This window comes from Mycobacterium venezuelense, from assembly GCF_054919535.1.
Window position 1 is genome coordinate 107682 of the sequence record NZ_JBONDW010000002.1, and the last position, 12679, is coordinate 120360.

The 12679-nt window shown below is 64.8% G+C and carries 10 protein-coding genes; 2 read left to right on the plus strand and 8 right to left on the minus strand.

What is annotated here, in order from left to right:
- Positions 1 to 35 precede the first annotated feature (35 nt).
- The 4 genes from ACRCUN_RS03165 to ACRCUN_RS03180 are packed head-to-tail and all read right to left on the minus strand — an operon-like array spanning position 36 to position 3714.
- Positions 36 to 1103 carry an HTTM domain-containing protein gene (locus tag ACRCUN_RS03165; protein ID WP_462140213.1) on the minus strand — a complete coding sequence of 356 codons (1068 nt, stop codon included), beginning with the start codon at positions 1101 to 1103 and terminating at the stop codon, positions 36 to 38.
- Entirely contained in the window at positions 1100 to 1627 is a 528-nt protein-coding gene (locus tag ACRCUN_RS03170; RefSeq protein ID WP_462140214.1) for a hypothetical protein, read from the minus strand. Before ACRCUN_RS03170 ends, ACRCUN_RS03165 begins: the two co-directional genes overlap by 4 nt.
- Entirely contained in the window at positions 1624 to 2946 is a 1323-nt protein-coding gene (locus ACRCUN_RS03175) for an O-antigen ligase family protein (protein ID WP_462140215.1), read from the minus strand. The genes ACRCUN_RS03170 and ACRCUN_RS03175 overlap by 4 nt, the downstream gene beginning before the upstream one ends.
- A 9-nt stretch (positions 2947 to 2955) precedes the next feature.
- Positions 2956 to 3714: an SGNH/GDSL hydrolase family protein gene (locus ACRCUN_RS03180; protein ID WP_462140216.1), complete on the minus strand. Its 759-nt coding sequence runs from the start codon at positions 3712 to 3714 to the stop codon at positions 2956 to 2958.
- A 405-nt stretch (positions 3715 to 4119) separates the two neighbouring features.
- On the opposite strand from ACRCUN_RS03180, the gene ACRCUN_RS03185 reads away from it, so the two are divergent.
- Positions 4120 to 5496, plus strand: coding sequence for a tyrosine-protein kinase domain-containing protein (locus tag ACRCUN_RS03185; protein ID WP_462140217.1), 1377 nt, complete (start codon positions 4120 to 4122; stop codon positions 5494 to 5496).
- 4 nt (positions 5497 to 5500) lie between these two features.
- On the opposite strand, the gene ACRCUN_RS03190 is transcribed toward ACRCUN_RS03185, so the two are convergent.
- The 3 genes from ACRCUN_RS03190 to ACRCUN_RS03200 all read right to left on the minus strand — a co-directional run bounded on the left by ACRCUN_RS03190 (position 5501) and on the right by ACRCUN_RS03200 (position 8918).
- A complete protein-coding gene (locus ACRCUN_RS03190) occupies positions 5501 to 6067 on the minus strand; it encodes an SGNH/GDSL hydrolase family protein (RefSeq protein ID WP_462140218.1) in 567 nt (188 codons plus the stop codon).
- A 205-nt stretch (positions 6068 to 6272) separates the two neighbouring features.
- Complete coding sequence (locus ACRCUN_RS03195; protein WP_462140219.1) at positions 6273 to 7601, minus strand: UDP-glucose dehydrogenase family protein; 1329 nt, start codon at positions 7599 to 7601, stop codon at positions 6273 to 6275.
- A 231-nt stretch (positions 7602 to 7832) separates the two neighbouring features.
- A complete protein-coding gene (locus ACRCUN_RS03200; RefSeq protein ID WP_462140220.1) occupies positions 7833 to 8918 on the minus strand; it encodes a glycosyltransferase in 1086 nt (361 codons plus the stop codon).
- A 274-nt stretch (positions 8919 to 9192) separates the two neighbouring features.
- Between ACRCUN_RS03200 and ACRCUN_RS03205 the strand changes: the two genes are divergently transcribed.
- A complete protein-coding gene (locus ACRCUN_RS03205) occupies positions 9193 to 10770 on the plus strand; it encodes a right-handed parallel beta-helix repeat-containing protein (protein WP_462140221.1) in 1578 nt (525 codons plus the stop codon).
- 1 nt (position 10771) lies between these two features.
- On the opposite strand, the gene ACRCUN_RS03210 is transcribed toward ACRCUN_RS03205, so the two are convergent.
- The gene (locus tag ACRCUN_RS03210) at positions 10772 to 12013 is read right to left on the minus strand and encodes a hypothetical protein (protein ID WP_462140222.1); all 1242 of its coding nucleotides are present in this window, start codon (positions 12011 to 12013) and stop codon (positions 10772 to 10774) included.
- Positions 12014 to 12679 lie beyond the last annotated feature (666 nt).

Consider the following 12679-nt stretch of genomic DNA (forward strand, 5'->3'; position numbering starts at 1 on the left):
GATGCGGTATCCCCTCCCCCTCTCCAAGTCGGCGATCATTGTCGAACGAGACGCGGCCGTGCTCTGACGATCAGTTTCACCAGATAGCCGAGGCCGATGGCTCCGGCGATCAGAATCGCGATGAGATAGAGGGTGCGCACGAACCACTCCGGTCGCACCGCGACGAGCGCCAATCCCAGGACGGCGATCACCGTGCATACCGCCACCCGCAGCCAGAGGTTCGACGCAAGCCGCGCAGCGAGCGCGTCGAGTCGGTCGACCGGGACCGCACTCCACCGCGACCACGGCACGAACGCGGCGTACACCATGAGGTTGTAGGGAAACAGAATTCCCAGTACGACACGTGCCAGCACATGGAACACCGACAGGCCGGCAATCGCCACGTAGAACAGCCGCCAGCTCAAGGCCGCAAGAATGACACCGCATTCCATCACGATCGTGGCGTAGTCCATCAACTCCCACAGGACCGGGTGATCGATCGGCCACCACATGGCGGAGCCGTCCAGCGGGGTGTTGAGCACATCCTCTCGGATGATGGCGTAGCCGTACGTGGCCTGCGAACTCCAGTCGAGCCAACCGCCATGGACCTTCGACAGTCCGGCCGTGAGCATCCCGACACCCAGAGCGACCGCGAGGCAGCGCGGCACCCACGAATTCCCGGCCAGGCCGGCGCTACCCCGTTGCGAATCGACCGAATAACTCGAACCCCACGCCGAGAACGCCAGTAGCAACGCGACGAAGGGCAGGAAGATCGTGTGGTCGATCTTGCCGAAGCTGTAGCCGATTCCGTACAGGACGATTTGGAGTATGCCGGCAGCCAGCGCCGAGAACTGTGTGCGCCAACCGATTGCGAGCGTGGCCAGCGATACGCACAGCGCCGCCTGGATCAGCCAGATCACCGCGGCCGACGGTGCGCCACCGAGCAGTGCGAAAGGGCCGACCGGTGGATCGAAGGCCGCGGGCGGAAGGTTGGCCGCGTAGTCGGCCCGGTACATCGTCAGCAGGACGAAGAACGCATAGACGATCCGGAACAGCGACAGATCCCGCCCGGAGACCGGCGAATCCGTCAGCCACGCGTCGAATTGCCGCCTGGTGACCCTCATTCCACGTCCCCCAGCGGAATATCCGTCGTCTCGGCAGCCGAGATCGGGTACGCACGGTTCTCGCTCAGCCGGTACTCGCGTTCCTGCGTGACCACCCGCAGGTACGCGAGATCGGCACCGGCAGGCACATGTCTGCTGACCTCGTCGCGCAGCATGGCACGCGACCGGCTGTCGAGCTCGGGTTGCGATGCGATCGCGTCGATCACGAACGAGCCCTGATTCCAGCTGTCGGAGAAGAGCTCATCGGCATCGAGCGGCACCGAGGACCCATCCGCGAGCACCGCGGTGAGGGTTTCGGTGCGTCCGGACAGCGTGCCGTCCGCGCCGGGAACCGTTTTGAACGGCGGCTGCGTCAGTGCCGGGTACGGCTCGGAAGACATGAACATGTACCACGCCGCCTGCACCGGCAGCGACAGCACGATCAGCGCAAGCACCACCCAACCCCACACCACGGATTTCCGCGGTGTGTCTTCGCTGACTTGTGCGGTTTCGCCGGGCTTTTCACCCTTCTCGGCGCGCGTCATGTTCGCACCACCGTCAGCTCCGCGTTCTCATCCACCGGCCGGAGCACGGTTGCAACGGTGAGCGCGGCCACACAGCCCACGGTGTAGTACATCTCGGGACCGGTCAGGTAGGTCCCCGCTTGGCCGGCGATCAACCAGGTTGCGATCGAGATGAACAGGAATCGCGCGTAATAGTTGCCGCCCTTGATGAGCCGCCAACAGTCCCGGAAGACATAGGCGAAGTACGCGATCATCCCGGCCGCCAGCACGATACCGCCGGCTGCCAGGAGTTGCAGCGTGATGTTGTGCGCCTCGGTGACGTGGCGAATACCGGCGCCGAAGATCGGATAGGTCATCCAGTCGTTGAGCGCCTGCTGGAACAGGGTCAACCGGGCCTCGTTGGCGCGTTCGGCACCGCCGGCACCTTCACCGGTGAACCTCAGGATGTCGGCCTGCTTGTCGGCCAGGACGGTGAAGAGCAGGACCGTCCCCACCCCCACCATGCCCACGAACGCCGTCGCCACCACGCGAAGCGCCGCCCGCCTGTTCGGCAGGCACATGGCTGCCGCCAGCACGCACAACGGCGCAAGCCCCTGGGCGCTGCGGGATCCGGTGGCAAGTAGTCCGCACACCATGATCACGAGCGCGAGCCCGGGTATCCACTTCTGCCGCATCTTGCTCAAGAAGTAGATCAGGAACGGCAGCGAGATCAGAATGGTGTAGCCGAGATTGTTGGGGTGATCGGACAGTCCGGAGAACCGGCGGTCCGACCAGCTGTAAGTGATTGCCGCATAGTCGAGTTCGGTCCTCACGTGGGTGAGTCCGATGAGGTCGGTGAAGGCCACGACGCAGGACACCGTGACGCCGGCGGCATAAGCGCCCATCACCCATTCCACGACTCTCGGTTCGATCCTCGAGGCGGCGATGACCGCGATCGGCACGATGTAGATCGCCGCGAGCCACAGCATCGCCTTGCCGAAGCTCTCGGGGTGGTACTGCTGCACCTGCAGCCGCAACACTCGCCAAAAGTACGGCGGCGGATCGATCTGGCGCACCAGCACGCATATCGGAATGACCACGGCGGGAATGAACATCCAGGCCGGAATGGTGAAGCCCCGCTTGCCGATGAACACCAGTGGCAGAAGGGTCAGCAGCGACAGTCCGACGAAGAAGTCACCGAACGAAACCGGCCCCGCGAGATTCAAGATCGCCATGGTCGAGGTGAAGGCCGCCAGCAAGAGCGGCGCGATGGCGAGCCGCACCAACAGTGGCGAAAGCGGTACCGGCTGCTTCGCGTCCTGCGGTACCGACGCCTCCGGCGCCTCAAGTGTTGTCGTCATCTCGCCGTCCTAACCGCAGCTCGGCTTCACGCCGGCCTGAACGAACTTGTCGACGAGACGCTGGGCGTATTCCCGGTAGCCTTCCCGGTTCGGGTTCGTATGGTCGGGACTCCACATCGCGGGATTGACCAGCCAACGTTCGGCGACCGGATCGATGTATGGCACACCGACGTTGTGCGCGGCAGCGGCAATAGCACCGGACACGCGCGCGGCTTCCTCGGGCGGAATGGTCGGATCAGGGGGCGCCACCGGCCCGATGGCGATGAACTCGGCATCGCCCGACTTGGCCTTCACTGCGCGGAACGTCGCAGCCGCCGCCTCGGTGATCACTTCCGATCTCGCAGCGCGGTCGTTGATTCCGCCCTGCACGAGGATGATCTGCGGGTTACCCGCCATCACCGCGTCCACCCGATCGCCGTATCGAAGCTTTCCGATTTCCGCGGCCGCGGTGGTGTAGCCCGTGCCGCCCTGCGCGCCGATTCCGCGCGGCCTCGACGCCGGCAACACCGTCCAGCACATCGAATCGGCGACGAGCTGAACCCAGCCCGTCTGCCAGTCGGCTCCTGCCCCCGACGAGAACGAATCGCCCAGCACCGCAAGCGCCGGACGTTCCGGCGGCGGGGGCGGCTCGAGTGAGACGCGCGCCGGCGGCGACGTCTCGACACGATTGCCCGCACTCGCCCACGCCACCCCGCCGGCGAGAGCCACCACCCCGATAACGATGAGCAAGCCCGCAAGCCAGCGGCCGCGCAGAGAACCAGTAGTCATTTTGCAGCGTCCCCCAAGTACCGCTCGAAAATCGATGCGTGGCCTAAAGATACAACCTGATCTGCGCCCATGTCGGGTCTGAATCGGGCTGTGCAATATCAGCAACCGCAGGCAAACAGCCCGATATCGCGCTAACCGGCATATTGCTTCTCGGCGCGCCGCACTGGCTACGAATGACAGTTTGTCGGTTACTTTTCGAGGGCTCCCGGTTCCCGGCGCAGGAGAACAGGTTTCGCGTCCACGATGGCCGTGATCGGCGGCAATATCGCAGTTGGCGGCACCGTTCCGGGGCCCGGTACTCGACCAGCGCGACACGACGGGAGGCTGTATCGTCATTGCCGGGAAAGTGCATTCACGGACAATCACAGTGTCTGAAGTGGGAAATCCCGGGGGAGACGAGAAGAAATGCTTAATAACGTTGCGGGCCCGACTCCGCGCAACATTCTTACGGTTCTCGCAAAAGGGTGGGTCGTAATACTGGGCACTGCCATTGTTTTCGGACTGGGCGGGCTCGGAATCTCGATGCTGCAGAAGCCGGTATACGAGGCGAGTACAACGCTGTTCATCACCTCGGGCGGTACCGTCAGCCCGACGGCATACGACACCGTCAAGGCGTCCCAAGAACGCGTCGGAAGCTACGCACAGCTTCTGTATTCCGATGCGATCCTCGCGCCCGCAGTCGAATCGGCAGGCTTGGACTGGTCGCTCGAACAAGCCCGCCAAGCCGTCGGCGTCGACATCAACCCGCAGGTGGTGCTCATGACCATCTACGGCCGCGACAACAATCCCGAAGTCGCCCAGCGGTTCACGGCCGCCATCGCCGACTCCATGATCAAGGCGGTGTCCACCCTCGAGGTGCCAGGCAGCGGTTACGAGCCGACGGGCAAGCTCACGGTGGTGACGCCTGCGACGGTCGCCAGCACGCCGGTGGTACCGACCACCCAGGTCAATGTGATTGTGGCGGCGATGATCGGCCTCGTTGTCGGTGCGCTTCTGGTCCTGGCGCGTGAAGCCAGAAACAAGAAGATCCGCAACGTCACCGACGCGGAGATTGCTCTCGGATCACAGCCACTCGCGATCGTGCCGGGTGACGACGAACTCAAGGACGGGCGTCTCATCGACCTGGACGGTGAGCCGACAGCGGCCGTCACAGCATTCCGCGGACTGCGCTCCCAGCTCATGCTGGCACTGCACGAGAAGTCGAATCCCATTGTGGCCGTGACCAGTGCGCGCGCCGGCGAAGGCAAGACCACCGTTGCGGTCAATGTCGGGGCGACTCTGGCCAAGGGCGACAGCTCGGTTGTCGTCGTGGATACGAACATCGACGATCCGCAGGTCGATCAACGTTTCGGGGCCACCGAACATCCCGGCCTGACCGATGTGCTTCACGGACGTGTTCCGCTTGGTGAGGCCGTTCAGCGCGGCGTCACGGGTCTTCAGACTCTGGCCGTACTCGGTGCGGGCCAGAAAGACGTCGACCACCCGGACGATCTGTTCGTGTCAACGGCCTTCAGCGCACTGATTCGTGAGCTGGCAGAGCAGTTCGACTACGTAATCGTCGACTCCCCTGCGTTGTTGGCCAATGCCGGCACCGATGCCATCGTCGGGCTGGCCGACGGTGTCGTCGTGGTGGTCCGGCCGAGCATCTCGTCCACCTCCGATCTCGCCGAATGCCGCAAGCGCCTGACGGCGGTGCGGGCGAAGCTTCTCGGCTTCGTGTACGGAGAATCGCAGGCCACCAGTAGCGGCGGCCGCGCGCCCATCAAGGTCAACGCGCACTGAGGGTTTAGTTCGACACCGGTCCGGCCAGCTGGTCCTTGATAACCGACGAGATCTTGTCGGCAAGGACCTGCTGGCCGGCGTCGTTCGGATGGACGCCGTCGCCCTGGATGAGATCCGGACGCCCGGCGAGCCACCCCTGCTCCAGCGGATCGACAAAAGTGGCGCCCGCACCGCGCGCCTGTTCGCACACCACGTCACGTACTTTCACGATCTCCTGCGGCGCGGGCGCCGTCGGCCACACCGGGCCGATCACCAGCAGGCGCGCGTGCGGTGCCCGTTGTACCGCCCGCTGCAGCGCCTCGTGCACTGCTGACGCGAGCACCTCTGGATCGGTGCCACGGTCATTGCGAGTGCCGAAGAAGACCACCAGTTGGTCGTCCCCGGTCACGGTGCCCGCGACGCGTTGGACGAAGGTAGTGCCCTTCTTGCCGGGTGTGACATAGCCAGATCCGCCCTCGCCGCCGACGTTCGCGTCGACCTTGATGCCTTCGGCAGCGAGACGCTGCCACACCAGACCGGGCCACGGCTTGGCGCCCGCACCGCTCGTGTACGAGTCTCCGATCACAGCCACCCGCTTGACATCCGGATTGACGGCAGATTGCCCAGCATCGGCGAGCGGTCCAACCGAATAGTCACCAGCACGACAGCTCGCAGCGGGAGCAACGGCATCCGCGCTACACGCGCTTGCCGGCAGCAACACCGCGGCGGTGACTGCGAACATCGCCCGACGCGCCGGCCTGCGCTGCACCGGATTCCGGCTGAGCGGCAACCTCAGATCAGGCACACTTCCTGCGCCCGAATCCGCGGTACTCCCACCCCGCATTGACCCATGCCTGGGGGTCGAGGCAATTCCTGCCGTCGATCACCCGAGGATGGCGCACGACTGACGCGAGCCGCGTCGGATCGAGTTCGCGGAATTCCGACCACTCGGTGAGCACCAGTACGACATCGGCGCGGTCACACGCGTCCTTGGCCGAGGTAGCGTAGTCCAGAGTCGGAAAAAGCTTGCGGGAGTTGTCCATCGCCTTCGGGTCGTAGACGAGCACCGAAGCGCCTTGCAGCTGCAGCTGCCCCGCCACGTTGAGCGCGGGTGAGTCACGCACGTCATCGGAGTTCGGCTTGAACGCCGCACCGAGCACGGCTACGCGCGCACCCAACAGCGAGCCACAGGCATTGCGGGTCATTTCCACGATCTGTGTGCGCCTGCGCATGTTGACGTTGTCGACCTCACGGAGGAAGGTCAGCGCCTGGTCGGCTCCGAGCTCACCCGCGCGAGCCATGAACGCGCGAATGTCCTTCGGTAAGCAACCGCCGCCGAATCCCAGACCGGCGTTGAGGAAGGCGCGACCGATTCGATGGTCGTATCCGATCGCGTCGGCAAGCTCCACCACGTCGGCCCCAGCCGCCTCACATACCTCAGCGACCGCGTTGATGAACGAGATCTTGGTCGCCAGAAAGGCATTCGCGGATGTCTTGACGAGCTCCGCGGTGGCCAGGTCCGTCGTGATGAACGGCACCCCGCTCTCCAGCAGTTGACCGTAGATCTCCCGCGCAACCGCTTCGGCACGGCCGTCACCGTCCGGGTATGTGCCCAGCACCAGGCGATCCGGCTCCAAGGTGTCCTTGATCGCGTAGCCCTCCCGCAAGAACTCCGGATTCCACGCCAGCTCAAGATCCTCGCCGGCCGGTGAGAGTTCCTGCGCAAGCCGTCGGAACCGCTCGGCCGTTCCCACCGGCACGGTCGACTTTCCGAAGATGACCGCGGGCCGGTCGATCAGCGGGGCGAGCGATCGCACCACGCTGTCGATGGCCGATACGTCTGCGCTGAACTCCCCGCGCTTCTGCGGCGTGCCGACCGCGATGAAGAATGCGTCGGCGAATGCGGCAGCCTCGGCGTTGGACGAGGTGAACTGCAGGCGGCCCGATGCGAGCATGTCCTGTGTCAGTTCGTCCAGGCCGGGCTCGTAGAACGGCATCTCCCCGGAGCGCAGCTTGGCCAGCTTCGCCTCGTCCACATCGACACCGAGCACATCGTGCCCCAGGCTGGCCATGCAGGCCGCGTGAGTCGCCCCCAGATAGCCCGTGCCAAGTACCGCAATTCTCATATGCCCCTGCCCCCCACGAATCCCCTGTGGCGCTCCGGCCTCACCGCATGAGCGCCCCGTCGAAGCCGAGCCGACGACGTGTCACACATTACCGGCTTCGGCTCCTCTTCACATTTCGAAGAATCGGGTTAACCGACAGCCGCGCAATCGATTCCAACACATCCGCGCGCTGCGGCACATCTGGCAAACATGTCGCCGTTGACCATTTCGGCCGATGCGCGACACATTTCGTCACAGCTGGGAATCTTGCGAAATTCCTCGAAGGGCCCGCTGGAACCCGTCCGCCATGGCGCTCGAGGAGTAGGTGTCCCGCACCATCCGGACGATGGCTTCGTGGTCCCACGCTTCGGGTTTGGTGTAAACCTCGACAAGCCTGTCCGCCAGCGATTCGACACTGCCTGCCGTGAAGTACAAACCCGTGACGTCGTTCATCAACTCAACCTCGGGAGCGTGCGGTTCGTCGTCGGCCACAACCATGGGAACCCCGAATCCCAGGCTTTGTGTCAGGCTCAGCCCGACATAGCCCGGTGACGCGGAAACCACTGCAGTCGAATAGAATTCGCGCAGCTTCTCGAGGTCGGAGACATGCCCCGGAAATATCACGTCGGCGGCGATACCGAGTTCGCCCGCGAGCGCCTCAAGGCGGCCTCGAAGTGAGCCGTCGCCCACGATCCGCAGCCGCGCGTCCGCGGGCAGGCGGTCACGCGCATGCGCGAAGGCACGCACCAGCAATTCGGGCTTCTTGGCCGGCTCCAGCCGGCCGACGTAGATGGTGTCGGTGCGCGGCGTCGTGGCATCCCAGCCCAGGTCGGATGCCCGGTAGAGGCCGTTGGAGGCCACCCAGACATCGGTACCGGGATCCTCGGTACGTACCAGTTCAGCGTCGGTCCACGTGTAACTGATCACGCCGTCGGCAAAGCGGCGCATCGCGCGGCGAATCGGGACCGTTCTGGCCGACGCTCCCGCCCTCGGAAGGATGTGGCCCCACACCAGAGTCCGGGTCCGCTTGACCTTGCTGACCAGCAGAACCAGACATGCGGTGAGCGAACGTGGGTTCAGGTCCACCACGACCACGTCCAGCCCGTCGAGGTACTTGAGTGCCCCTGGCTGCCAAAGGATTCGGCGGCCAAGCCAGTGGCGATTACGCAATCGGACCACGCCGGCAAAGTCGGCACTGCGAACCGTCGGATCGCTGTACACGTCACCGCCCACCAAAACCAGCTCGTCGCCGTTCTCGGCGAAGGCATCGCGCAGTTCGCTGAGAAAGTTACGTCGGTAGTCTGGAAAACCGGCGGTGATTACTGCCGCACGAATCATCCGACGTGCCAACCGTTGTCCAGGCCGTATCCGACCGACGAGCTCGATTCAACGGCATCTGCCGCCATAGCTCCCCCTGTGTGCCGCTCATGAGTGATCTTTGGAAAGCAGCGTTCCGTGCGGCATTACGTATGCCCCCGCCGCTTTTGCAGACTCTACCGTCAGTTTTCGGAAAGCGCTGGGGCCGCGGACATGTCCAGACGGCGGCGGGCGTGACGCTTCGCCACAACCCGCCAAACCCGCGTTCACACAACACGAGTGCGATGATGGAGGCATGCCGCATTTGGATCGTCGTAGCCTGCTGCGCCTGGGTGTCACCGGCGCTGTCGGTGCCTACGCGATGAACGCGCTCGGGTTTCCCGGCGTGAGTTCGGCAGAGGCCGGTTTGGCTGTCAACGTGGTGGAACAAGGCGTGTCCAACACCGGCGACGAGGATGTCCGCGCGGCGATCCAGGCCGTCGTCAAGGAGTTCGGCGGGCAGCACCCGATTCGCTTTCCCAAGGGGCGCTACCGGATCGGCGAGAGCGGCCAGTCCGGATCGAACCGCATCGTGCTGCCATCGGGCACTCATATCGAGTGCGATCCCGGCGCGGTGTTCGAGGTCAACGCCGTCGATGCGCAGCGCGGCACCGCGGTCTTCTACGCGAGCGGTACGGAAGGGTCCAAACGCGCCCTGACCACAGCTCAACCCGCGGGCAGCCAGTTCGTCACATTGCCACCCGAATTTCGCGACGCGTTCAAGGCAGGCGATCTGATCGGCCTCGAATCGACGCGGCAGGCCGTCGAGATCGTCGGCTACCGCGACCCAGGGCTCGGCATCGGCTACTGCCGCGAGATCCGCCAGGTCAGCGCCGTCGAAGGCGATGTCGTGCACGTTGACACCCCGCTCGAATACACCTACCTGCCAGACGACAACGCCCGGTTCTTCCGGGTCACTCCTGTCACCGACATCGTCTTGGCAGGCCTGCGGTTCGAATCCGGACCGGGTGTCACACCGGGTGTCAGCCACACCTACGCGATCAAGCTCGAAAAGGCGCTGGGCGTGCAAGTACGCGATATCGAACTCCACAACATGACCGGCGGGGTGATCTTGCTCGACGCCTACCACGCGGCCGTCGACGGCTTGTTGGCCGACGGCCTGCCGAGCGTCGAAAACTCCTACGGGTACGGACTCGCGGCGGCGGGATCGACGACCCATCTGGTGGCCAATCATCTGAGCGGACAAGGCACCCGGCACATCTTCACGACATTGGCCGATGAACGCCCCGGCAAGGAGTACTGGGGCGGTCCGATGCACGTCCAGGTGAACGACTCGACCGGCCGGGGTGGGCCCGACAGTTACTCGGTATTCGACACCCACGAGTTCGGCAGGCACATCCACTTCAACAACTGCACCGCTCTGGGTGGCGGCCCGAAAGTCTGTGGCTACCAGATGCGTGCGCAGCATGTCGTATTGAACAACTGCCGCGCCGAGGGCAACGGATTGCACGCCGTCTCTCTCAAGAGCACGTCCGCCAACGTCGTCATCGAAGGCGGTGAGTTCGCGAAAGCTGGTTACGCCGGTGTGAATGTCCGCGGCAGGGACCATCTCATCGACGGTGCCCGCGTTGCGCACAGCGGCCAATCCGGCACTGCCAGTGGTGGAATCGACTATGCGGGTTCCGTCGACGTCCACATCAAAGGCTGCCAGCTCGTCGACAACTTCGACCGCGGCCTCAAGGACTCCGGCATCGATCCCTCGGTTCGGGCTGTCATCGAGGGTTGCGTCGCGCTGCCGAGCGCAACGCAGACCATCTCGATCTTTCGCGCCAACGACACCACGACGCTCAAGGATTGCGAGTTCGGGCCCTAGATCAGACCGCCGCCAGAACGTCGAACGTCAGCCCCCGCTTCAGCGCCTCCCGAAGCGGCTCGGCCGGGATGACGTCGGGAAAATACGTCGCGGTCAGCTGCAGTTCGTGGCCGACGGTGACGAGCGCGATCGTCAGCTGGTTGCGCGCACCCGGCGGCAATGCCACCGCAGTGATGCGATCACTACTGTCGCTGCGGTACTGGAACTTTCGCAACGAGGGCAGCCTGGACACGTCGGAGAACGTCACCTCGATGTTGCCGATGTGCGCTTCGGCAACACCTGAGCCGGGTGCAGGGGCCTGCGGCCGCAGCGCCCTCAGCGCACACACCGCAAGCGTTCTCGTGGCTGGATAGCTTGAGTTCGCCCCGGCCGCGCGCGAGACACTCGCACCGAACTCTGCGAGCGTCTGACCGCGCGGCGTAACCGCCTGAGCGACTGTCGAGAGGTTCGCCAACGTGGCCTCTCCCTCGCGAAGGTAGCGACGCAGGTCGGTCAGCAGACCGGTGGTCGGCGCCAGGCGCGCACCGCCATCCTCAAGGCATTGCGACAGACTTCTGCGGAGCGCGTAGAACACCAACGTCGCAACCGAGGTACCGCGATACCGACCGTCGCGTAGTTCGCGCACAGCGGGCAGGAAGCCGGGCTGGCTGCGGATGAAGATCGTCGAGTATCCGGACGTCGAGTCGGCTGCGGACACGCGCTCCGCCTGGCCGGCTGCTTCCGTGGCGGCACGGCGTGCTCGGCCGGCGTTCAACTCGTGCGCGACGTCACGGGCGATGCCGGCCGGACCTGCCGCGAGCATTCGGTACGCGACCCTGGACAGCGGTCTGGTGACGTTCAGATCTTGTTGCGGCGGAAGGTATCCAGCGGGCAACGGCTCGCCGGGCCGCGTGAGCGCGGCAGCGATCTCGGCGATCGCGTGAGCGTCTCCGATCCCGTGGTCGATGCAGAGCGCCAGGTGGCCGCCTATGTTGCCGGCAAGAATCGGCTGGTCGACGGTTCGGCGCGCCAACTGCGTCATCGTCCCGTCGACATCGGTCGGGTCGAGGTCGATGTCACCGGCCACAACCGACGGGGACAAACGGGGATCGAACCGCCAATCCCGCCGGTCCCGTTGCGGCTGCAGTCCGACGCGGTTCGCCGGCCCGCCCTCGGCGATGCGCGACAGCACCGCATAGTACGAGCCGGCATCAGCCGGGGTGGGGCCGATCAGCACCCATACCCGCGCACCGGCGAATTCCACGTCAAGCGGCCCAACTCGAACTCGACCGTGCCGGATTTTCACTACCGTTCCCCCGCCCCCGTGATTGCTGCGAAGGCAATCCGTTTTCGCATCCTAGCAACTTCGACCACGGGGGTCGCCGAAAACCCGCTGCACGAAGCGAACACACCGCGGCACAGCCTGTTTGACTGGCGGACAGGGTGGGAATGTGCCAAGGTCAAGACGTATTCATACGTACGGGGCGCTCAGGGGGAGCAAAGCTATTTTGGCGACGACAGCGTATCGAATCCGGCTCAAATGTATCTGTGCGCATGACCGCTCAGCGTTTGCGGGTTCACCGTGTGCCGGCTCGACGGCAAACTGACCATGCGCGCGAATCGGCAGGGCGAAAGGACCGCGGACGAGTCGGCGCAGCGCGCGCCGGGCCCGATACTGCCCGGCCCCCGTTCGCTGTTCCCGCTCACCAACCCTAACTCCTGCGCCACAACGGATTTGGCTGGGCGGGCGAGGCGGCAGGATGCGGATCCGGCAATGGCCATGCCCATACGAGCCCGCGTCGCACGGTCCATGGCGTCGACGCCTACCGGACGCGGTCGGGTGATTTTGGGCAACGGTGCCGCGCGACAGGAAGATTCGCTCATTGCCTGCCGCGAGGCGCAGTGGGCTCACCCAGGTAAGCGTTCCCGT